Below are 20,416 nucleotides of genomic sequence, written 5' to 3'. Positions count from 1 at the left end.
CCTCTCCTACCACGGCCGCCGCCCCGCTTCCCGGTGCGCCGGTCACTTCGGCTGGTTGTCGTTGTCGAACGCCGCAGCCAGGTCCTCGACCACTCCAGCGAAAAGATGACGGAGAACCGGCCTGACGGCCGGTTGGCGATTTGCCGATTGATGAGGCTGAAAGTCGGCCAGGGCTACGAAGGCCGCGTTTTCCGGCAGCTCCAAAGTGGCCGCACGCAATCTCAATGCTGCGCACGATACGTCAGGCCCTGCCCGGGCGTGCAACCCCCTAAAGGGTTCTCCTCTCCGCTACCGCTCCGTTGCGACCGCTCACGCGGTGCACTTGGCAGTTCCAGCCGTATTCGAGCTTCGCGATTGCGCACAACCACTTTGGAGGATCCACCTCATGAAAACGCTCGTAACCTTCTGCCAGAAGACCGGCCGCCGCCTTCGTCTGTACATCAATCGGCAAATCGCCAAACTGTCCCATAAAGGCCAGTTGAAAATCTCCGTCGCCTTCTCGCTTCCGTTCCTGGCTAAGGTCGAGGTCAGCTATCAGGTCCAGTTCGACGGGAAAGCTGACAACGACAACAAGCCGAAGTGACCGACGGCGCTGCGCCCTGCGCAAGCAGGGCGCGACTTCTTGACGGCTGAGGTGAGCAGCGAAGGCGAAAGGATGGTGATTGACGATGACATGAAGGGTTCGGCCGACTTGACTCTTTTGTTCTTATTTTGTTCACTGTGGCACGCGCACGAAAGAGAGGTGCCCAATGTACAAGGAAACTCCCCTGACAGTGGCTGAGGAGGTCGAACTGCAGAATGCGGCCGAAAAGCTGATTGCACGTCACGGCGGCGACATGCTGAAAGCTCTCAAGGCTGCGATGCTCCACAACGGCTATCTCGAAGGCCAGATCGAACAGATCGCCGCAGCAGTTCCGGGGCTCATCAAGATCCATTACGACGGCCCCATGGCTTCGAACTAGGCGGCCTGATGCATGCCGAGAAATTATCCGACCAGGATGACGATCTGGAGCGCGACGTCGACGCCGTCATCGTCTCCTGTGACGGCGACGCAAGAGCCGCGGCTCGCGCATTGATCGTCCAGGTCGCCTACCTGGAGCGCGAGATTCAATATTTTCGGGTCGCAGTCTCCTCAGGCTTCAGCCGGCAGTGGCATCACAAGAGATGGGAGATCGAGACTGATGCCGGGTCGGAGGATGGGTGAGCTATCTTACTCGGCGATCGACCGCGCCTACCCATATCAGGTGGCGCTGCCGGACGACCTTTGCTGCATGCACAACCTGACCCTCATCATGGAGTTTTGCGAGACACGCGGTCTCCACCATGTGACGCGACACGTCACGGCAGTCTGGCCGAACGCCAAGCAGGAGCATTATCGCCTCCATTGCTTTGCCAATCTTGCATCCGCAGAGCCCTTCAGGGATCATTTCGGCGGTGTGATGTTCGATCCGAAGCGCAATCGCGAGAATGGTCGGGCACGAGGTGCATGGCACCGGAAGGATGAATACAAGCGGATTCTGGAAAGCGGCCCATTAAGGGTGCCGGAAATCTTACGGGATTAGATCATGTGCGGTCGTTACACTCGATATCTGTCCTGGTCCGAAATTCACCGGCTCTACCGGCTCACCACGGACTGGGAGCGGCAGCGCAACGACGCGCCGGCCTACAACATCGCACCCACTGAGGATGTTGTTTTCGTTACCGCCGGTGAGAACGGCAACCACAAGCTGCGCGAGGGCCGCTGGTGGCTCGTGCCCTGGTGGGCGAAGGAGATGCCGAAAGGGGCGATGTTCAATGCACGTTCGGAGACGGCTGACACATCCGGCGCCTTCAAGGATGCATTCAAATCGAAACGCTGTTTGATCCCGGCGGATGGCTTCTACGAATGGACGCAGAGCCCTGCCGACAAAGGGCGTGACCCCTGGTACATCTTTCTGCCAGACCACCGGCCATTTTCGTTCGCCGGACTTTGGGCCCACAATGATAACCTCGGCATCACCAGCTGCACGATTCTGACCGCCCCAGCCCAAGATCCGATGGTCAGTCTGCACGACCGGCAACCGGTGATCCTCGCTCCCGAAGTCTACGATGCATGGCTCGATCCAAGGACGCCGGGCGGCGAGGCCAAGGCTCTGCTTTCGCAAGACCTTGACGGCCAACTTCAATTCTATCGCGTCGACCGCCAGGTGAATTCGAGCAAGAACAAAGGCGGCGACGAGATGATCGCGCCAATCGACATGCGAACCGCGTATGGGATCTGACAAATGAGCGACGATCCTTCATCACAGCCGGTGCCGGCGTCGCGCGTAACTGGAATCTTCGAACACTATTGCGAGCACCCGGGATGCGCCAAGTGGGGCGGCTGGGGCTTCCCGCGCGGGAAACAGACGATTTGGTTTTGCTGGAAACATCGCGAGGACGGGGAGAACTGAGGCCGGCTCAATTTGAGCGATAGGATCAACGGAAGCGTAGAGGTTTTCACCGCTAGGCCAGCCCGCCGACGAATCCGCTCAGCTCGTCGAGCCGCACCATCGAGAGCCGCACTCCGCCGTGACAGCCGCGCGCCCTGCAGACGGTTTCGCGCTCCAGCTCGTCGATGTAGAGAAATTCACGCTCCGGCGACGTGCAGACGATCGCCCGCGTGAGATAGTGGACGTGGCCACATTTTTTGCAGCGCGCTTCCAGCTTTTGATTGTCGGCGAGGTCGCCGACGCGAATGTTTCGCTTCCAGCTTTTCACCAGAAATCCTCCGCTGAAGGAATGCGCGTATAGCTGATCTTGCCGCCAACATGGCCGCCCGCCGGCGGCCGCCACTCGCCGAGGCTGACGACCGTGCCGGCATAGCGCGTATTCAGATTGTCGATCGCCTTGCTGGCGTTTTCCCAACGCCGTCGCTGGCAATCGTCATTGAGCAGCAAATCGAGCTGGCGTTCATGTGATGGCGACAAGTCGTAGAGCGTGACGCCAATCCGAAAAATCATCAGGCCGCGCGGGTGGTCCTTCCGTACCTGGTCCCACAGTTCCGAAAGCGCCGACAGTATGGCCTGATCGTCGTTGACGACCGGCAAATGGCGCTTTCCCATCCAAGTCCCGTCTCGGATCGACAGCCAGAGCCACAAGCCCCCCGCATAGAAGTTTTCTCGCCTCAGCCGCCGCGCCGCCTTGATCAGCAGCAGGCGCGAGATTTCGCGCGCGCCACTGATCGTCCGCGACTCCGGCGGAAGCACGCGGCCATGCCCGAACATGCCACGGCTCGAGGCCGGTGCTTGGACGTCGTAACCGTGCAGGGCGTACCAAAGGCGCTCTCCGGTAACATTGCCCCAAAGCTTACGCATATGCTTTGCCTGGACACTGTAAAGCTGTTCCGTCGTGTGGATGCCGGCACGATAGAGCCGCTTTGCCATGTTGCCGCCGACACCTGGAATGTCTTCCATTGTGACGGAGAGCAGCGCAGCCGGAAGGTCTTCCGGCCGCCAGATCGTTAGCCCGTCACCATATCGGCCGCCACCGCGCTTGCCAGCCTTGCAGGCAATTTTCGCGAGCTGCCGGTTGGCCGCAAACCCGATCGTGCAAGTGATCCATGGTCCGACATTTTCGGCAATCGTCGCTTTGATCTTCGCCGCCAGGGCGAGAGGGTCAGATCGGCCCGCCTCGTCGAGGCGGCACGTCAGCTCATCGATCGACTTCGCCGTGTCGATCGGAATGACCGTTTCAATTTCCGACAAGAGCGCATTATGTGCCCGGCGATACAAATCCGGCTTTTGCGGAACTAGAATGAGCTCCGGGCAAAGCCGCTTCGCCTCGTTGATCGGCATGACATTCTTGACGCCAAACGCTTTCGCTTCGCGGCTGCATGCGATCACGGCCGTTCTGTCCGTTCCCTCGAAGGGAACGACACCGACCGGCCGACCGCGCAGGCGTCGGTCGCACTGCTGTTCGACCGATGCGAAAAAGCCATCGAAATCCAAATAGAGCCGTTCGATGGTTTCCGGCTTGCGCATGGTTGCTCCTGTCGTATGAACAAAAGCAGAACACCTGCCGCCGGTTCCCCGTCAAGAGGAATTTTTTCTTATACGCAGTTTGTCTGGCGCGCTCCTGCAGCATCCATGAATCGCAGGCCGTGATCAGTCAGGCCGAGAGACGTGCGGCTCCCCGCCGTCAAAACGGGATGCTGGACCACCGCAAGCTTATGATCGAGCAAAATCCTGACACGGCGCCACGGTAAATTGAGTTCTTCGCCGCACACGATTAGCGCCATGTCAGCCAGGGCATTGCGCCGCTGATCATCCGTCATAGGCGGCGCTTCAAGCCAGTCTATGGAATCCATTTCGTTTTCCAGACCTGATTTTTCGTCCGCTTCCTACCTGCGGTATTTCGCGCCGGACAGTAATTTCCACAACTAGGTGACCCCTGAACATTAAAGGGGCACGGAGATACGGCAGAAAGATTAAAAGGCGAACAATGGCCCCTGGTGATCAGTTGCGCCTCGTAGGCAAGGTTTCAGAAGGTGGATTGTTGACGGGGGTTCAGGCGGTCATTTGCGGTTTGGATGGTGGGTAGCGGGCGATGATGATATCGTAGCGGCCGGGAAGTATTGGGGAGGGGGATGCTGAAACGTATTCTGATATGGGTCGCGATCATCGTCGTGGGGCTGATCGGCTACGCCGCCAAGAACGCTTTCGGCATCGCAGATCAAACCATCTGGCTGACGATGTTGGCTCTCATGCTGGTCCTGGTCAGTTTTCAGTTCGACGGACGGCTGAATGCTCTTGAAGAACGTGTGATCCAAAAGGATTACAGCGGGATCAAGGCGCTGATCGAGGAAGGCAAGCGGCACAGACCTCAGCACCAGCAGCCGAAGTCGCTGGTCGAAGGAGGGGCGGTCAAATCCTTCATCACGGCCGCGCACGAGGTTCTCTTCGAGGATTTCAGGTGGTTCGGTGCCACGCTCAATCAGCATATCGCGGAGCCGTGGGCTGTCGAGGAACTGAATGACACCGATGTCCGAGGCATCGAGGGGCCAGAGGTTGGAAGGCGCTATCAGGTCTATTACAACGCCTGCCGGATGGGCACCATGCAAGTCACCACAGGCGGGCATGAATGGATTTTCCGGCCGGAAACATTCGCCGAAAATCGACAAGCTCGTGTGGAGGTCGATCTTAACTACCTTCGGTTCGTGCCTTACACCGATACTCACAGCCTGATCAGCACGGTCGCACTTTTCATCGGCAAATTCGGTGATGATGGAGACGTGGCGCGTGCCAAAGCGTCGGCCGTTGCGACCGCTGCTTTGACTGGACACCTTTGGGAGTCCGTCAGAAATCCCGACATCGACATGTCGTTTGAATTCAGGACGGAAGGACCGTACGAGCTTCTGAGCGACACGACCGATCACTGGAAGGCAAACGGCATCGATCCGTTTGAAAAATGGGACGGGGATAGGTCGTGGGCAGATCAAAATGCTGATGCATGACTCCGGGGGATTCGGGCCAAGGGCGCGAAGCTCGCCGTTCCTGGTGTCATCGACCTGTCGGAACTGGCGGCCGACGCTCAGGGCGTGGCCGCGATCGTGCTCGAATCCGTGCAGGACATGCTGCTGCGGAATCGCGCCAAAGGGAGGGTCCATTTCCTTCTTTGACGCGCTGGCTGACGGTGCTTAGACTTCGGCGGGGACGGAAATAGGGGCACGAGAAATGTTTCAAAAATTGTTTTCCCGCAAACCGAATGAAAGCGCCGAAGAAATTGAAGGGCGCAAGGACATCGAACATTTGGAACGCGCCCAACAGGTTTCCAAGAGGCTTGTGGAACTGCGGGATGCCGATCCGCAATGGTTTGCCTCTGCGGCGGGAATGATCTTCCTGCTTCAACAGGACTTCTACCGCCATTACGGAATCGATTTCGCAGGCGTGGAGGCAACCGTTAAGAAATTCGACATTGAAAACAATCTTGAACCGGCAATGCAGGCACTTGGCAATCTCTGTGTCGGGCATAACAGTCGCTGGGTGGGGAGTGCGGAGAAAAAGGAAGCTGAGAAAACATTTCTCTACGGCATTTCTTTTAATGCCTGCGACTTTTGGTTTACTGACATGGCCGCCCAAGGATCAACTTTTTCGGCATTGAAATTATGTGCCGAAAAGAATCATCTCCTAATTTGCACGGCTGAACGAAGCTCCGTCATCCAGTACGCGGAACGTTTTCGGGGGTTCTTTCTGAATTTGCCAGCCTATGAATTTAGACATAGCCATTGGCCTTATCGCGACGCGGACGCGGTCATTGAGGCGTGGTCCAAGGCAAAGCAGAAGCTTTTCGAATAGACCCGCTTCTCTAGGCCAGTCCGCCGACGAGGGGGAGAGGTGTGCGCAAGATGAAGCCGGGCGATGTCCGGTCCGATTTCGATACCAGCTTGGGAGAGGTGCAGTCCTTCTACACCACCGTCAAAGCTGCTTTGACAGGCGACAAGGACGAGACGCTGCTTGTCCGGAATGTGACTGCGGCCACACTGTGGGAGAGTTTCGTCAACGACCTCTTCATCGCCTACATCAACCGCGACACGACGCAGTTCCAGGTCCATCTTGAGAACGCCTTCAAGGCAGACCGCACGCCCAAGCAGGACCTGATCGCTCAGCACTTCGTTACCCTTTCGCTGACCAAGCACATGACGGTGGACTTGATCACCGATCTCATAGACAGCGATGGAAACAACATTACGTTCTTCAACTACGACGCTATGAGGAAAGGTGCCGCGAAGTACCTAGTGGCTGCACACCGGAACGGCATCAACGGCTTGACCGGCGCTCAGAAATCCACGCTCAATTTATGGATCGCACTGCGAAACCACATCGCGCACGGCTCGCAGCGCAGCTATGACGCCATGAACGCGGCGCTCGCGCACGACGGGCTGCACAACACGGGCCTTCAACGAGGGGTGCGTAAGGTCACCTACGTGGGATCCTATCTAAAGGCCAAACCTACACCTAATTCAAAGCCGCGCATTGAACTGATACTGGATCAAATGAAGGCTATCGCGGCCTTGTTGTGAAATTTATGAGGCCATCCATGTACACCTGCTGAGACACACGGGACGTGGTGCATCCGTCTTCTTGCAGCACGCGGTGCCCGGCGACGTGTTGGCGGAAGCGTCGCTCTATTCGTCGCACTATCATTGCGCCGCGCAGGCGGCGAGCGACGTTCTACTCGCAGCCGTGCCAATTGCTGCGATGCGCGCCACACACGCCGCCGACACACGCCTGGCAGAGTTGTGGGCAAAGCACCTCGCGCGGGGTCCAGGCAGCAAGACTGCGTTCAGAAATACGCTCCCTGCGAACGGTAGCGGAACGGCTGGATGCATGGCTCGGAGCAAACGGTTGGAAGCTTCCCCCGAAGGGCAATAGGCAAGACATGGCCGCGGAAATCGGCGTTACTCCAGAAGCACTCTACCGGGAGCCGGCAGTCGTCGTCGCGGCAATACAGTCGCCTGAAAATAGCGTCCGCCTTCTGCGACCTTCGACTGGGGCGCGGAAGCAGATCGCTGTTCATGATTTGGTCTTTCTATCGTATATCCCTGCCCCTTTAATGTAATGTTCAGGGGCCTAGGTGGTGAAATCCGATGCTTGGTACCCGAAACGAAATACCGCTCTCGACCTAACCGCGACGTAGAACTCGGTCCACGGTGTACCCGAAAGCGGTCGTTCTCCTCGTCGCTGTTCTTGCAGTGCACCAAACTTTGCCGTCGGGTTCGGATTCGACCCTCCGCCGAGAGGCGGAGCATTGCAAAGTTGTGGATGACGTGCATCCCAAGCGCTCCGCTTCTGTTTTGTGCTCGTTAAAGTACGAGTGTGGAGAATCAACTTGTGGATCGCTGTCCGCCAACGCTTTAGGCAATTCCATTCCGATTTGAACCCGACGACGGATCAGGTCGAGGATGCGCTCGGAAAGGCCAAGCGTGTCGGTCAGGCACTGGAGCGTGCCTACGGGGGTGAGGCGACCGAAACTCCGCCAATCTTCGCCGTGGGGTCGTGGGGGAAGGGTACACAGGTGCGCCCCTCGGCCGACATCGACATCATGGCCCGCTTCGACCGAAGCATACTGGAGCGGTTCCAAGCATACGCCTTCAACGGGCAATCAGCGCTCCTTCAGGAGATCAAGGAGAAGCTGGAAACACCCTACCCCCAGACCCGCAAACGCGGCGATGGTCAGGTCGTTCAGATCGACTTCAACTCCATCATGGTGGAGCTCGTGCCCGTCTTCGCCACCGGCAACGGACAGTTCATCATGCCAGACACAAACGGCGGCGGCTCGTGGAAAACGGTCGATCCAATCGCGCAGATCAAGCTGATCGACGATGCTGACCGGGATCACAACGGAAACGTCCGGCCGCTCTGCAAGATCATCAAGCGATGGAAGCACGAGTGCTCCGTCGATCTGAAATCCTTCGCCATAGAGCTCTTGGTTGCTGATTTCTTCCGCAATTATGCATTCGGCAATTACGACTATTATTGGTACGACTTTTACGTGCGAGACTGCCTGAAGTTCTTTAAGACTAGGGTCAACGGATGGGTGGCGATACCTGGCACTGGCGAGATCGTACAGCTCGGCGACAAGTGGGCCTCCAAGGTCGACGCAGCCATCGCCATCGCCGAGACGGCATGTAATTACGAGCGTGACGACCTAGACATCTTGGCAGGCATGGAATGGCAGAAAATCTTCGGCCCCCGGATTCCGATCCACGTACTGTAGAAGCTCGCCGTCGAGAGATCGTGAAGGAGGCCCTTAGGCAGTCGGAAAGCTGCCTGTGGACCTCCACGATGCTGTTCACGTGGCTGCGCTTGGTCAGGCTTCAGCACAAGGCCGTCATCCTGCTCCCCATCATCCTGACGGGCCTCGCTGGCTTCAGTTACATTAAGGAATGGGTGCCCGCTTGGGGCGTCGCCTTGATGGCGTTCTTCTCGACGCTGATCCCGTCGATCGCGGAGGCTCTCGACATCCAAACGCACGTCGATGAGCTCAAGCGGCTAGCTGCGGAGTACAAGGCACTCGAGGACCGCTTCCGTCGGCTCGCGAGGATCACTGCGCTAGGCAATGTAGACGAGGCAGAGAAAGCGCTTGCCGAACTCATGGACCGAATGGACATCGCTCGGAGCTCGTCCATCACGCCGCCCCAGCGGTATTTCGATGATGCCCGCCGACAGATCGAAGGTGGGCACTACGACTTCGCTGTCGACCTGCCGGCCGGCGAGACTCCATCGGGAAAGAAGCTGGATTGACCAGCGGTCAGTTGACCTAGCTAACTGAGATCAAGCAGCGACGGCTTGCTACTGGTTAGGGGCAAATGCTCAAAGAATGATTTGCCCGATCCGCTCCCTTTGCGCGTCAGATTTGCAAGGTATGCCGATGTCGGCTCTGGGCGACCTATGCCGTTCGCTCTGTGTCCATTCTGGTAATTCCCTTCCTATAAGCGGACGGTCGTATATCCACCCGAGGCAGCCGTTTATCACGGGTACCAAGCGATAGGTCTTCAGAACTAGCGCCGGGTCCTGTCCCCAGAGGTGATGTGGCTCGGCGGTTTTGAAGCCGCTCGCGAGCGCGCCCTCAACAGCGCCGTAGAGAGCGAGCGGCTGGATTGGAGTGCTCTTCGCGCCGTTTAGCTTGAGATTGCCACTCCTCGTTCAATTTCCTCGAGCAGCACATTTCTCCGGTTGACAGGAGCCCCGCTGGCGCGGGCCGAAGTTCTTTCGCCCGATGGAGAAAGGGGGCGCTGCCCCCTCTCCCCTGCAAGGAGAAAATCGGTCTCCCCGTCCTTCCTTCGCGCGGGCCTGGCCCGCCCTTCGTGCAGGATCGACGCGGATCCGCAAAGCGGATCTAGCGCGCCCCTTCGGCTTCGCCTCGGGCGGGTGATCCCCCTCCGATTTGTCTCCTTGCCCCCCTCTCCCCCGCTGTTCCGCACGAGCTCGGGAGCAGGAGCGGGGCTCCTGCCCCTTCGGGCAGGAAAACCGCTTCGCGGGAAAAGGGAAATCAGGAGCAATATCATGACCGAGACCATCACCATTCCATTGAACAAGCTGGACGCGGACCCGAAGAACGTTCGCAAGACCTACAGCGCCGAAGGCGTCGAGGCATTGGCCGCAAGCATTCGCACGGACGGCTATCGTCTGTTGCAAAACCTTGTTGTTCGGAAGGGCGAGAAGAAGGGCCGCTACTTCGTGACGGCGGGTGGTCGCCGCCGTGCTGCGCTGCTTCTGCTGGCCGAGGCTGGCGAGATCGCGAAGGATTTTCCCGTCGAATGCAAGGAGCGCTCCGGCGAGGACGCTACGGGAATCAGCCTTTCCGAAAATGTCATGCGGGAGGACATGCACCCGGTCGATCAGTACGAGGCCTTCAGCGTCCTTGCCAATGAGGGCAAGGAAATCGCTGATATCGCCGCTCGTTTCGGGACAACCGAAACCATCGTGCGCAAGCGGCTGGCGCTCGCTCGCGTGTCGCCGGTGCTGTTGCAGATGTTCCGCGACGACGACATGAGTTTTGCGCAGTTGTCAGCCTTCACCGTCAGCGACGATCACCAGCGGCAGGTTGAGGTATGGAGTGCCCTGCCCTCTTGGAACCGTGATGCTTTTTCCATCCGGCGCGCGCTCACCGAGGAGTTGGTTGCCGCGACAGACAAGCGTGTCCAGTTCATCGGCGGGCTGGCCGCCTATGAAGCGGCGGGCGGCGCCGTAAAGCGCGACCTGTTCGATGAACGCAACGCCGGTTATGTCACTGATACGGTGCTGCTGGAAAAGCTGGTGGCCGAGAAGCTTGAGGCGGTGGCCGAGGCGGTGCGCGCCGAAGGCTGGAAATGGGTGGAGTGCCGCGCTTCGATGCCGGAAGGGCTTCACAGCATGGAGCGCCACTATCCTGAGGACGTGAGCCTTTCCGAGGAAGATCAGGCGGCGCTTGACGCCGCGCAGGCAGAATATGACGAGCTTGCCGAACTGATCGAAAGCGGTGCAGCCGACGACGAGGCCGAGGCAAAGCTTGAGGAAGTTGAAAAGCGGATTGACGCCCTGACCGCCCGCACGGAAGCCTTTTGCCCCGAGGCACTGGCGAACGGCGGCGCTTTCGTCATGCTCGATTATTACGGCAGGCTTTCCATCGAGCGCGGTTTTGTGAAGCCGGACGATGCCGAGGTAACAGACGAGGACGAGGCCGACGAGGGCTTGCCGAGTATCGCAGGCGAAGCAAAGCCCGCAATTCCGACCGTCACACATTCGGCGGCACTGATAGAGGACCTGACGGCCCACAAAACCGCAGCGCTGCGCATTGAACTGGCGAACAATCCTGACGTTGCCCTTGTCGCCGTCGTGCATGCCATGCTGTTGCAAGTGGCCTATCCATACAATTCGGAGCAAAGCGCGCTTCAACTGTCGATCACCCATGAGCGGTTGAAGTCTTCGATGAAGGACGCCGAAAGCTGCAAGGGTCTTGCGGCGTTCAGTGACCTGTCCGAAAACTGCGGCCATCGCCTGCCGGGCAATCCCGCCGATCTGTTCGATTGGCTGCTAGAGCAGCCGCAGGACACGCTCCTTTCGTTGCTGGCCTTTGGTGCTGCTCATGCGGTCAACGCGGTGGAGAAGAAGTTCACCGACCGTAAGAAGGGCATTGAGCAGGCCAATCAGCTAGGCCGAGCTCTCAATGTCGACATGTCCGAGTGGTTCGAGACGACCGGCGACAGCTATTTCAAGCACGTCAACCGGACCACCATCGAGCTTGCCGTGGCCGAAGCTAAGGGCCGGGAAGCGGGGCTTTCCGTCAAGGCAGCGGCCAAAAAGACCGAAGCCGTCATGATCGCCGAGCGACTTGTCGCCGGTAGCGGCTGGATACCCGACCCTGTGAGGATCGCTGCCGCCGACGAGGCGAGGCCTGTCGAGCACGAAACGGACATCGAGGATAACAAGCAGTTCCCCGAAGCGGCTGAGTAAAACATCAGCCGCAGGCCGGTTGCGTGTCTCCCGCGCGACCGGCCTCCCTTCTACTAGGCGCGGCCGAGGCCGCCGCTGAATGAATAAGGCCGGATCGACCGGCCTTATTTTCATTTTGAGGGGAGGCCCGAGCCCCCTCCCCTCACACTCCCCTTCCCGCCCTGGATAGCCAAAATGGTGCGCCATGCCGGCTCTTTCCTCCAGTTGCGAACCAATACGGTATACCGCCATCAAAGGCGGGTCGAAATGTATTGCACTTGAAAAACACGGAAAATCAAGGAAACACGCCTACTGCGAGCCATCAGGCTCTTCCGGCCGGCGGCGCGTGTAGCACAATTCTTGCGCCAAAACGGTTATTCCGGTTATGCTTCGCAAATCATCGGAATCAGCGTGATTCCGATGTGCGCATTCTAACGTTTTAAGACGGAGAGACAGACCGGCCCAGAAAAAGAAAAACCGCTCCCGAACGAAAATCCGGAAGCGGGTTTGCAATGAAAAAATAAGCCAAAACCTTTCTCGCAAACCCTCCCTTCCTTGTCAACTGAGAAACACCGCTTCGGTGAACGGGGAAGCTTTGCCTGGTCCCTAACAAGGAGACGAGGACATGGGGGACCCCCATACGGATCGGCGGCCAATCGGTCGCCGAATGACGCCACAACGTGCCGATTACCGGCGACTGGCACAGTCGGCCGAGATCGGAACGGTGACGCGCGGCCAGCTTGCCGTGCTTGCACAAAACCTCACTTGCACTGGATTGATCAGCGCGACCGAAAGCCATCTTTTAGTGACTCTGGTCAACACGGCCCCGGCCGAGGCCTTTGACAAGTCCGGCCGTCCGATCATCTTCAAGTCCAACCAGCAGCTCGGCTTCGAGATCGGCCGCTCAGCCGGTCGTGTGAGCCGTATGCTGTCCAGCCTTTTCGACGCCGGCTTGATCACCATGCAGGATAGCGGCAACTACAAGCGCTACCCGGTGCGAAATGGCGATGGTGCGATTGTAGATGGTTGCGGCATCGACATGCGGATACTCATCGCCCGCTTTCGTGAGCTCGACCAGCTCGTGCGGCAGGCCAAGGCCGAAAAATCGGCCGCGAGCGCAGCATTGCGCCGCTTTCGCGGCGCGCTACGCAACCTACGCTATGCTCTGGCAACGGTTACGAGGCTGTCGGATCGCGCCTTGGCACGCATTGCCGGCCGCGTCGAACGAGTCGTCGCCCTTGTCGGCGTTGCCTCCAAGGCGCCGAGCGGCCTTCTCCGACGCGCCTCGGCACTTTTCGACTGGTTTGTGGAGCGCCTAATGCAGCTTCCACGCCGTTCAGAATCTGCGTCGGAAACAGAAAATTCGACATGCACATATGCCGAAAACGGCATGCACAAACAGACTACAAACCCTGATCCTCTTGAAGAGGGTAATGATAATCGGCGTTCGGCTGACGCCGAACAACTTCATCTGCTAGAGGCTGGCTCCGCCAGCAAGAGGGCTTATGAACCAAGCCTGGGGGGCGGCTTGCGCCAAGTCAACGGGCGAGAGCGCCAGCCGCAGGCGGTAGTGGCATTGCATGACCTGGTGCGGGCAATACCGGCCTTAAAGGCCTACGGCTTTGCCCTGCCCCGCAGTTGGGCCGATCTGGCGCGGCTCGTGCCGCAAATGTGCCGCCTGACGGGCATTTCCGATGATGCGCGACTCCGCGCCATCGAACAGATGGGCGAGCAGCAAGCAGCGGTCGCAATCGCGGTGACGTTGCAGAAATACGACCGGCAGGAAGTTAAATCGCCGGGCGGCTACTTGCGGGCCATGACGGACCGCGCCACAGCCGGCGAGCTTCATCTTGCCCGCTCGATTTTCGGGCTGGCAGCCCGTAATTCCATGGAGGCATTGAATTGAGATTTCGAACGATATTGGCGGCCGTGGCCGCAATCTGGTGCATGGATGCGGCGGCCGAGCCGTCGGCATGGTCCGGCCAGGCGCGGGTAATCGACGGCGACACGATCAGTATCCGTCAGCAGCGCATTCGGATTGCCGCGATCGATGCATGCGAACTCGACCAGACCGGCTTGAAGGACGGCCAGACCTGGCGTTGCGGTGTCATTGCTCGCAGTTACCTTCGAAAGATGATCGACGGACAGCATGTCCGTTGCGATATCATCGACCAGGACCGGTATCGCCGTTTGGTCGGGCAGTGCTTCATCGGCGATACCGATGTGGGCCTCGCCATGGTGAACGCCGGGCTAGCCGAGGCGATGCTTCGATATCTGCCGTCTTCCCATCCTATCAGTCTGGTTGAGTACGGGGAGGCCGAAAACCGCGCGCGTGGCAACGGTTTGGGGATCTGGTCGGCTGAGATCGAAAGTCCGCATCTCTATCGCCGCGCCAAGTCTTCAAAGATGCCTTGACTGGAGATAGCCAAATTGGTGCTATTGAATGGCAGGAGACGCGAGCCATATTGCTTCACGTGTTTGGCGCTAAAGCCTGCAAAGCTCGTTGCATAGTCGCAAATAATGACTAATATAGGCTCATTTCTTGTCGTGTCAGGTCGACTACGAACAGGGGGAATGTTGCCAAAGGAGTCATGTCTCACGCCTCTGCGGTGGTTGCTTTTGACGCTCGTTCGCACGGCGACGCGGTTTGCGCAAAGCCGGAGAGCGCAAAAATTTCCCCGCCTGCGGCTTCCTCGCGCGCCAAATTTTTTCGCACTCCGGCCTCTTCCGCTGCGCTCCAGCCTTCGGTGCACACCGCTTCCCGCCGTGCCATGTGAACGATCATCGCAACCACCAAAGAGGAGTGACTGACATGACCACCACCAACTACATCCAGTTCGATGCTGACGACCTCGACGCCGCCAAGGGCAAAGGCCTCATCTCCACCATCGAACGCGACCTGGACATCGCCGCTGTGCCGTTCAGCTCGGACAACGAAAAAGCACCGACGCATCGCGTCTATGCCAAGTCACCGCGCGGCCATGACATCGAGGTCGGCGGCATCTGGAAAAAGAAGAACGCGGAGGGCAAGCCATACTACACGCTCTCGATCAAGCGCCTCAGCTTCAACGCCAATCTCGGCCGCTTTCCGGGCCAGGACGATCCGACTCTGCAGGCGATCATCGAATGGGAACCCCGCGATTAATCGCTGTAAAGCGCCCGGCCAAAAGCCGGGCGCCTACTTCAGAAACGCCGAAAATCACCCCAAAGTTCTGGATTTTCAGCACTTTTCTTGCTAGGGTGCAAGGCAACTGGAGATTGGCAGATGAACATCCATTCCGCACGTCCCGATCGTTCCCCGGAGGCCATTGCCAAGCGCAAGAAGGCCACCGATCAGGCCCGCGCGGCCAACATCCGGCAGGGCTACACCCACGATCCTGTTCTCGAGGCGGCCAACGCCCGGTATGTCGCCGGCGAGATCACGTCGGAAGAATTTCGCGAGCAGATGCAGGCGCGTTTCAAGCGCGCCTGACGCTCCAACTCTTGTTCGAATAAGCCGCCTGCGATCACGGGCGGCTTTTTTCATGAGGAATCGTATTGGCGGACGAGTCAAAGGGATCGTACACCTACCCCGACACGCCCGGCGATCCAGATCGCACTGGTGTCCTACGCAACAAGTTCGGGCTGACCAGACACTCGGAGCTGGGACCGGCCGACTATGCCATGACGCATATTCGACAGAGTGAGATTGCGGAGGGCCGCGGCCCGAGCGGCAATTTCGACAAGGAACATCTGAAGGCTATACACGGGTATATTTTTCAGGACGTTTACGAATGGGCCGGCCACACGCGCAACGAAAGCCCGATCGTCGACGGCCAGCGCGTCGAGCCGATCGGCAGCCTTTCCAAGGGCAGCACCTCATTCCTGCATGGCTCACGCATCGACTTCGGACTGGACGAGGCCTTAAAGCCGATCCGCGATCCCAATGTTCTTCGCACTGGCACCCCGGAGCAATTCGCTGAGCGTGCGGGCCAGGTGCTCGCCGAGCTCAATTACGTGCATCCATTCCGCGAGGGCAACGGTCGCGCCCAGGAGGCGTTCATTGGCGATCTTGGCCGCCATTACGGCCATGAGGTGGATTTTACCGTCATCAGCAAACCGCGGATGATCGAGGCATCAATCGAGACCACAAACGACCCGTCTAGTCCGGCAATGAAGCATGTGCTGGAGGACTCTATCAATCCGAACCGCCGCGAAGCGCTTCGCGCTGCATTTGCCGACCTCGAACGGTGCGGCGAGAAGCCGTTTGAACACAATATCCGCACGGCACGGCCGGGAGAGGAAATCACCGGCCAAATTCTCGGCCATGACGATAGAGTCGCCAGTATCGTCACGGATGAGCGGATCATTGCCGTCGATCGCGCCGACTTGCCCGAACGCTTGCCCGACGACAATACAGAGGTCTCTTTCACCGCCCGCTCTGACTTTTCCCGCCTGGGACGCGAGAGACAGGCCACCGAGGCACACCTGCGGCCACAACAGGCCGAGCAGCCACAGCGGGACAGAAGCGCCGGGCTGAAGGCTATCGAGGCCGAAATGGCGGCGCGGCGAGACCGTGAGCGCGACGACGACGATCGCGGTCGATAACCCCTGCCCTAGGCAACAAGCTGCTTTTCGTCGAGCGGTCGTCGAGCTGGTCGATGTCCGATGCGTTTCGGCGCCGCCTCAGTCCGTTGGGTGATTTGACGGACAAGCTACGATAGCCCCTCCCCCATGCAACCGCTGTCGCGGTCCTCCACTCCGTTTCGGCCCTACTGGTGCATGGGCTCGCTTCGGCTATCTCCGTTCTTTGCCGTCAACCAACGGAATGGAGACGGCCATGCAGAGCATCAAGGACACCTACCAACGCATCACCGATACCATCGTCGAGCAGCTTGAAGCCGGCACCAAGCCCTGGATCCGCCCCTGGCGCGGCAGCGTACGACACTCCCGCATCCCGCGCCGCGCGACCGGCGAAGCCTATCGCGGCATCAATGTCCTGATGCTGTGGGTGTCCGGCCAGATGTTCGGCTACGAGGAAAACACCTGGATGACCTATCGCCAGGCGCAGGACCTCGGCGGGCAAGTCCGAAAGGGCGAAAAAGGAACGCTCGTTGTCAAGTATGGCACGTTCACGCCAAAGGAGCGCGAAGACGACGAGGATCGCTCGATCCCCTACCTCAGGGGATACACCGTCTTCAATATCGAGCAGATCGAGAACCTGCCTGACCGGTTTTTCAGCCCGGCCGAGGAACTGCCGAGTGTTCCTGTTCCGCACATTGAAACCGTCGAGGTTTTCGTCAGAAACACCAACGCAAGGGTGAGCTACAGCGGCACGAAGGCCAGCTATCGACCGACCAGCGATGACATCCTCATGCCGGACCGCGACCGGTTCGAAAGCGAGGTTCACCTATATTCGACCCTGCTGCATGAGCTCTCGCACTGGTCCGGCGCAAAGCATCGCCTGGACCGTGATCTCAGTGGCCGATTCGGAACGGAATGTTACGCGGTGGAAGAGCTCGTCGCTGAACTCGCGGCATCATTCCTTTGCGCCGATCTCGGCGTGGCTCATGATCCGCGCGATAACACCGCCGCCTACCTGGCAAGTTGGCTCGCCGTCCTGAAGAACGACAAGCGCGCGATCATCACCGCCGCCGCCAAGGCGCAGGCCGCGGCCGACTATCTTCACCAGCTCCAATCGTCGAGAAGAGCGAACGAGGCCGCTTAGCGGCCTCCACCTTCCATCTGGTTCATCAACGCCCGGGCGTCGATTTCGATTTCGTGACGGCTCGGAGGACGACATCAGGATGGCTTAGCACGTAGCGGCGGGTGCCCTTTGGATGCGACTGAAGCAGGCGGGGGAAACGGGTTTCTCCCGGCTCCGCAGTGACGGCACGCCGGCCGCGAAAAACCCGTTTCCAGTTTCACGTGAAGCAACAAACAAGAAGAAGTTGGCCGCGGCCAACTCAGTCGCTGCCCTCGAAATTTGCGGCCGCCGATCAAACGACAAGCGAGGAGCAAGAAGTTGGCCGCGGCCAACTTTGCCTGCCTGCTTGCCAGAAGCCCTTGAATCATAAGGGTTCTTGGCATGGTTACCGAATCATGTCACTTTCGATACGGATTTTTAGCAATTGCTGCGTAAAAAGCGCATCGAAAGGGGAAATCGATGTTGCAGAATCAAAACGTATCGACGGCCATTTCTTCCGATGCGCGGATTTCACACCACGCGCGGCAGCTGTCTATGCAGTTGCAGTTGCTGCGAGAGCGCCTATTCCCGCCGTCCTCGCAAAAAATGCTCAAAACATTCACCTCTGGTGAGGCGGCTCAGATCGTCGGAGTGTCAGACGGCTACCTTAGACAGCTGTCGCTGGACGGCAAAGGCCCTTCGCCAGCTGTCTCGCCGACAGGAAGACGCTCGTACACCCTCGAACAAATCAACGAGCTGCGGAAACACATGGCATCCGCCAAACCGAAGGACGCCATCACATATCTGCCGTGGCGAAGGAGAGGCGATAAGCTTCAGACGATCGCCGTTGCCAATTTCAAAGGCGGCAGCGCAAAGACGACGACATCGATCTACCTAGCACAGCATCTTGCGCTGCAGGGATATCGCGTCCTTGCAGTCGATCTCGATCCGCAGGCTTCTTTGTCATCAATGCTTGGCGTTCAGCCAGAATTCGATCTGGAGGAAGGCGACACCCTGTACGGCGCGATCCGTTACGACGACAAACGGCGGCCCCTTAAGGACATCATCCGCAAGACATACTTCGCAGGCCTCGACTTGGTTCCCGGAAACCTTGAGCTGATGGAATTCGAGCACGAGACCCCAACCGCGTTGATGGAGCGGAAGACAACCAACAGCGAAATCTTCTTCAGGCGCGTCGGCGTGGCCTTGGCTGAAGTCGAGGCCGAATACGACATCGTCGTCATCGACTGCCCTCCACAGCTTGGATACCTGACGCTCGGTGCCGTGTGTGCGGCGACCAGCCTGTTGATCACAATCCACCCGCAAATGGTGGACGTCGCATCAATGAGCCAGTTCCTGCTGATGACTGCGGACCTACTGTCGGTCGTCCGCAAGGCAGGCGGTGACCTGAACCATGATTTCATCCGCTACGTCATCACTCGCCACGAGCCCCATGATGGCCCGCAGGCGCAGATCGTAGCCCTGCTGCGAAGTTTGTTTGGCGACGAGGTTCTGGCGGCGACCGTCCTGAAATCCACGGCAATCGCCGATGCTGGGCTGACAAAGCAGACGCTCTACGAAATTGAAAGGGGACAAGTCCGCCGCTCGACATTCGACCGGGCTATCGAATCCCTCGACGCCGTTAACGGAGAGATCCTGGATGGCATCAAGAGAACGTGGGGGCGGACATGAGCAGGCGGGACAAGCTTACGGGCATCTTTGCCGATACCAGCCGCGAGTTGGCCGCGGCCAACTTTTCGGGGGAGGGTGACGGAGGCCGAGTGTTGGCAGGACCCGTAAGGACGATGGGGCTTGCCCTTGACCGCATGGATCAGGAAGCTCGTGAACTGCAGGAAGCCCTGAAGGCAGGCGAGAAGGTTGTCGAACTCGATCCGGAACTCATCGACGGCTCGTTCGTGCGAGATCGCCTGGACGGCGAGGTTACTGCGACGGACGATTTCGTAAGGTCGATCGAGGAAAACGGGCAAGAGGTGCCGATACTCGTGAGGCAGCATCCCGATCTCGAAGGTCGCTACCAGGTTGCCTACGGGCACCGGAGGCTTCGCGCTGTCCGGCTTCTGAAGCGGAAGGTGAGGGCGGTTGTCAGGCAGTTGACCGACAACGAGCTTGTCGTCGCGCAGGGCATCGAGAACACCGCAAGAAAGGATCTCTCGTACATCGAGCGGGCCCTCTTCGCAGCGAGCCTCGAAAGCCACGACTTCAGCCGGGATGTCATTATGCAGGCGCTGTCGACCGACAAAACGGAGCTTTCCAAGCTGCTTTCCGTCGCAAAAGGCATCCCGAGCGGAATCGTCAAGGCCATCGGCGCAGCGCCCTCAATGGGCCGCCGCAGGTGGATGGAACTCGCTGAAAAGATCGCCGAACCCAACGTGCTGGAAACTGCCCGTAATGCCATCCAGAAGCCCGAGTTCGGGCCCCTGAGCTCGGACGAGCGCTTCATGCTAGTTTTGGCCGAGGTTTCGAAGAAGCCCCAGCGGGAACAGACTGTTAGCGAGTGGAAGCCACACGACGGCAAGGTTGCTGGGAAGATCAAGGATAACGGGAAGGCGTATACGCTCTCCCTCAAGACTGCCGGGGCTGATGAGGGCTTCGGCGCATATCTGACAGGGCGGCTGGACGATCTCTACGCCGACTGGCAGGCAAGCAGCAAATCGAAGTAGGAGTAGAACCGCAAAAGAAAAAGGCCCCCGAACGACCTTAGTCGTGGAAGCCTCTCTCAAAGTTGTAGCAAACTGAGAATCGCATTTCCACGAATCACTGTCAAGAGTCACAGCGTCGTGTCGGCGAGCGGATTTCT

General features: G+C 58.9%; 22 protein-coding genes and 1 pseudogene. 20 read left to right on the top strand and 3 right to left on the bottom strand.

What is annotated here, in order from left to right:
• The first annotated feature begins 385 nt into the window (after positions 1-385).
• The 5 genes from PV773_RS23025 (at position 386) to PV773_RS23005 (ending at position 2,261) form a co-directional block, all read left to right on the top strand.
• A complete protein-coding gene (locus PV773_RS23025; RefSeq protein WP_347968599.1) occupies positions 386-583 on the top strand; it encodes a hypothetical protein in 198 nt (65 codons plus the stop codon).
• 166 nt (positions 584-749) lie between these two features.
• Positions 750-962, top strand: a complete 213-nt coding sequence (locus PV773_RS23020) for a hypothetical protein (protein WP_292168517.1) — start codon at positions 750-752, stop codon at positions 960-962.
• Positions 963-970: 8 nt separating this feature from the next.
• Positions 971-1,204, top strand: a complete 234-nt coding sequence (locus tag PV773_RS23015) for a hypothetical protein (RefSeq protein WP_347968598.1) — start codon at positions 971-973, stop codon at positions 1,202-1,204.
• On the top strand, positions 1,197-1,562 hold the full coding sequence (locus tag PV773_RS23010; RefSeq protein ID WP_292526814.1) for a hypothetical protein: 366 nt from the start codon (positions 1,197-1,199) through the stop codon (positions 1,560-1,562). Before PV773_RS23015 ends, PV773_RS23010 begins: the two co-directional genes overlap by 8 nt.
• 3 nt (positions 1,563-1,565) lie before the next feature.
• On the top strand, positions 1,566-2,261 hold the full coding sequence (locus tag PV773_RS23005) for an SOS response-associated peptidase (protein ID WP_292526812.1): 696 nt from the start codon (positions 1,566-1,568) through the stop codon (positions 2,259-2,261).
• Between the two features lie 223 nt (positions 2,262-2,484).
• On the opposite strand, the gene PV773_RS23000 is transcribed toward PV773_RS23005, so the two are convergent.
• The 3 genes from PV773_RS23000 to PV773_RS22990 all read right to left on the bottom strand — a co-directional run bounded on the left by PV773_RS23000 (position 2,485) and on the right by PV773_RS22990 (position 4,327).
• Positions 2,485-2,739: a hypothetical protein gene (locus PV773_RS23000; protein ID WP_292333064.1), complete on the bottom strand. Its 255-nt coding sequence runs from the start codon at positions 2,737-2,739 to the stop codon at positions 2,485-2,487.
• Entirely contained in the window at positions 2,736-4,001 is a 1,266-nt protein-coding gene (locus tag PV773_RS22995; protein WP_347968597.1) for a type VI secretion protein ImpB, read from the bottom strand. The genes PV773_RS23000 and PV773_RS22995 overlap by 4 nt, the downstream gene beginning before the upstream one ends.
• A 68-nt stretch (positions 4,002-4,069) precedes the next feature.
• A complete protein-coding gene (locus tag PV773_RS22990) occupies positions 4,070-4,327 on the bottom strand; it encodes a hypothetical protein (RefSeq protein WP_347968596.1) in 258 nt (85 codons plus the stop codon).
• 279 nt (positions 4,328-4,606) lie between these two features.
• Here PV773_RS22990 and PV773_RS22985 point away from each other — a divergent pair, with 279 nt between their 5' ends.
• The 15 genes and pseudogenes from PV773_RS22985 (at position 4,607) to repB (ending at position 20,279) form a co-directional block, all read left to right on the top strand.
• Complete coding sequence (locus tag PV773_RS22985) at positions 4,607-5,473, top strand: hypothetical protein (protein ID WP_347968595.1); 867 nt, start codon at positions 4,607-4,609, stop codon at positions 5,471-5,473.
• A gap of 9 nt (positions 5,474-5,482) precedes the next feature.
• A pseudogene (locus tag PV773_RS22980) lies at positions 5,483-5,602 on the top strand (resolvase); the annotation flags it as partial.
• Between the two features lie 91 nt (positions 5,603-5,693).
• Positions 5,694-6,314 carry a hypothetical protein gene (locus PV773_RS22975; RefSeq protein WP_347968594.1) on the top strand — a complete coding sequence of 207 codons (621 nt, stop codon included), beginning with the start codon at positions 5,694-5,696 and terminating at the stop codon, positions 6,312-6,314.
• A gap of 50 nt (positions 6,315-6,364) precedes the next feature.
• Positions 6,365-7,039 carry a HEPN domain-containing protein gene (locus tag PV773_RS22970; protein ID WP_347968617.1) on the top strand — a complete coding sequence of 225 codons (675 nt, stop codon included), beginning with the start codon at positions 6,365-6,367 and terminating at the stop codon, positions 7,037-7,039.
• Between the two features lie 809 nt (positions 7,040-7,848).
• Positions 7,849-8,736: a hypothetical protein gene (locus PV773_RS22965; protein ID WP_347968593.1), complete on the top strand. Its 888-nt coding sequence runs from the start codon at positions 7,849-7,851 to the stop codon at positions 8,734-8,736.
• A gap of 68 nt (positions 8,737-8,804) precedes the next feature.
• The gene (locus PV773_RS22960) at positions 8,805-9,263 is read left to right on the top strand and encodes a hypothetical protein (RefSeq protein ID WP_347968592.1); all 459 of its coding nucleotides are present in this window, start codon (positions 8,805-8,807) and stop codon (positions 9,261-9,263) included.
• Between the two features lie 762 nt (positions 9,264-10,025).
• Positions 10,026-11,954, top strand: coding sequence for a ParB/RepB/Spo0J family partition protein (locus PV773_RS22955; RefSeq protein WP_347968591.1), 1,929 nt, complete (start codon positions 10,026-10,028; stop codon positions 11,952-11,954).
• Between the two features lie 604 nt (positions 11,955-12,558).
• A complete protein-coding gene (repC, locus tag PV773_RS22950) occupies positions 12,559-13,839 on the top strand; it encodes a plasmid replication protein RepC (protein ID WP_347968590.1) in 1,281 nt (426 codons plus the stop codon).
• 41 nt (positions 13,840-13,880) lie between these two features.
• A complete protein-coding gene (locus PV773_RS22945; protein ID WP_292464850.1) occupies positions 13,881-14,348 on the top strand; it encodes a thermonuclease family protein in 468 nt (155 codons plus the stop codon).
• Between the two features lie 397 nt (positions 14,349-14,745).
• The gene (locus PV773_RS22940; protein WP_127404257.1) at positions 14,746-15,078 is read left to right on the top strand and encodes a DUF736 family protein; all 333 of its coding nucleotides are present in this window, start codon (positions 14,746-14,748) and stop codon (positions 15,076-15,078) included.
• A gap of 120 nt (positions 15,079-15,198) precedes the next feature.
• On the top strand, positions 15,199-15,405 hold the full coding sequence (locus PV773_RS22935) for an antitoxin VbhA family protein (protein WP_095483089.1): 207 nt from the start codon (positions 15,199-15,201) through the stop codon (positions 15,403-15,405).
• A 65-nt stretch (positions 15,406-15,470) separates the two neighbouring features.
• Positions 15,471-16,520, top strand: a complete 1,050-nt coding sequence (locus PV773_RS22930) for a Fic family protein (protein ID WP_347968589.1) — start codon at positions 15,471-15,473, stop codon at positions 16,518-16,520.
• Positions 16,521-16,752: 232 nt separating this feature from the next.
• Positions 16,753-17,640 carry a zincin-like metallopeptidase domain-containing protein gene (locus PV773_RS22925; RefSeq protein ID WP_347968588.1) on the top strand — a complete coding sequence of 296 codons (888 nt, stop codon included), beginning with the start codon at positions 16,753-16,755 and terminating at the stop codon, positions 17,638-17,640.
• A gap of 441 nt (positions 17,641-18,081) precedes the next feature.
• Entirely contained in the window at positions 18,082-19,290 is a 1,209-nt protein-coding gene (gene repA / locus PV773_RS22920; RefSeq protein ID WP_347968616.1) for a plasmid partitioning protein RepA, read from the top strand.
• Complete coding sequence (gene repB / locus PV773_RS22915) at positions 19,287-20,279, top strand: plasmid partitioning protein RepB (protein WP_347968587.1); 993 nt, start codon at positions 19,287-19,289, stop codon at positions 20,277-20,279. Before repA ends, repB begins: the two co-directional genes overlap by 4 nt.
• Positions 20,280-20,416 lie beyond the last annotated feature (137 nt).

The sequence above is a fragment of the Mesorhizobium sp. CC13 genome (genome assembly GCF_039907765.1).
Taxonomy (GTDB): Bacteria; Pseudomonadota; Alphaproteobacteria; order Rhizobiales; family Rhizobiaceae; genus Aminobacter.
The sequence above is the reverse complement of the archived record's forward strand: the minus strand, read 5'-3'. Positions and strand labels throughout refer to the sequence as shown.

Excerpts from the sequence above, each read along its gene's own strand:
- PV773_RS23025 (WP_347968599.1), top strand. The coding sequence starts at position 386 with ATGAAAACGCTCGTAACCTTCTGCCAGAAGACCGGCCGCCGCCTTCGT.
- PV773_RS23020 (WP_292168517.1), top strand. The coding sequence starts at position 750 with ATGTACAAGGAAACTCCCCTGACAGTGGCTGAGGAGGTCGAACTGCAG.
- PV773_RS23015 (WP_347968598.1), top strand. The coding sequence starts at position 971 with ATGCATGCCGAGAAATTATCCGACCAGGATGACGATCTGGAGCGCGAC.
- PV773_RS23010 (WP_292526814.1), top strand. The coding sequence starts at position 1,197 with ATGGGTGAGCTATCTTACTCGGCGATCGACCGCGCCTACCCATATCAG.
- PV773_RS23005 (WP_292526812.1), top strand. The coding sequence starts at position 1,566 with ATGTGCGGTCGTTACACTCGATATCTGTCCTGGTCCGAAATTCACCGG.
- PV773_RS22995 (WP_347968597.1), bottom strand. The coding sequence starts at position 4,001 with ATGCGCAAGCCGGAAACCATCGAACGGCTCTATTTGGATTTCGATGGC.
- PV773_RS22990 (WP_347968596.1), bottom strand. The coding sequence starts at position 4,327 with ATGGATTCCATAGACTGGCTTGAAGCGCCGCCTATGACGGATGATCAG.
- PV773_RS22985 (WP_347968595.1), top strand. The coding sequence starts at position 4,607 with ATGCTGAAACGTATTCTGATATGGGTCGCGATCATCGTCGTGGGGCTG.
- PV773_RS22975 (WP_347968594.1), top strand. The coding sequence starts at position 5,694 with ATGTTTCAAAAATTGTTTTCCCGCAAACCGAATGAAAGCGCCGAAGAA.
- PV773_RS22970 (WP_347968617.1), top strand. The coding sequence starts at position 6,365 with ATGAAGCCGGGCGATGTCCGGTCCGATTTCGATACCAGCTTGGGAGAG.
- PV773_RS22960 (WP_347968592.1), top strand. The coding sequence starts at position 8,805 with ATGCTGTTCACGTGGCTGCGCTTGGTCAGGCTTCAGCACAAGGCCGTC.
- PV773_RS22955 (WP_347968591.1), top strand. The coding sequence starts at position 10,026 with ATGACCGAGACCATCACCATTCCATTGAACAAGCTGGACGCGGACCCG.
- repC (WP_347968590.1), top strand. The coding sequence starts at position 12,559 with ATGGGGGACCCCCATACGGATCGGCGGCCAATCGGTCGCCGAATGACG.
- PV773_RS22945 (WP_292464850.1), top strand. The coding sequence starts at position 13,881 with ATGGATGCGGCGGCCGAGCCGTCGGCATGGTCCGGCCAGGCGCGGGTA.
- PV773_RS22940 (WP_127404257.1), top strand. The coding sequence starts at position 14,746 with ATGACCACCACCAACTACATCCAGTTCGATGCTGACGACCTCGACGCC.
- PV773_RS22935 (WP_095483089.1), top strand. The coding sequence starts at position 15,199 with ATGAACATCCATTCCGCACGTCCCGATCGTTCCCCGGAGGCCATTGCC.
- PV773_RS22925 (WP_347968588.1), top strand. The coding sequence starts at position 16,753 with ATGCAGAGCATCAAGGACACCTACCAACGCATCACCGATACCATCGTC.
- repB (WP_347968587.1), top strand. The coding sequence starts at position 19,287 with ATGAGCAGGCGGGACAAGCTTACGGGCATCTTTGCCGATACCAGCCGC.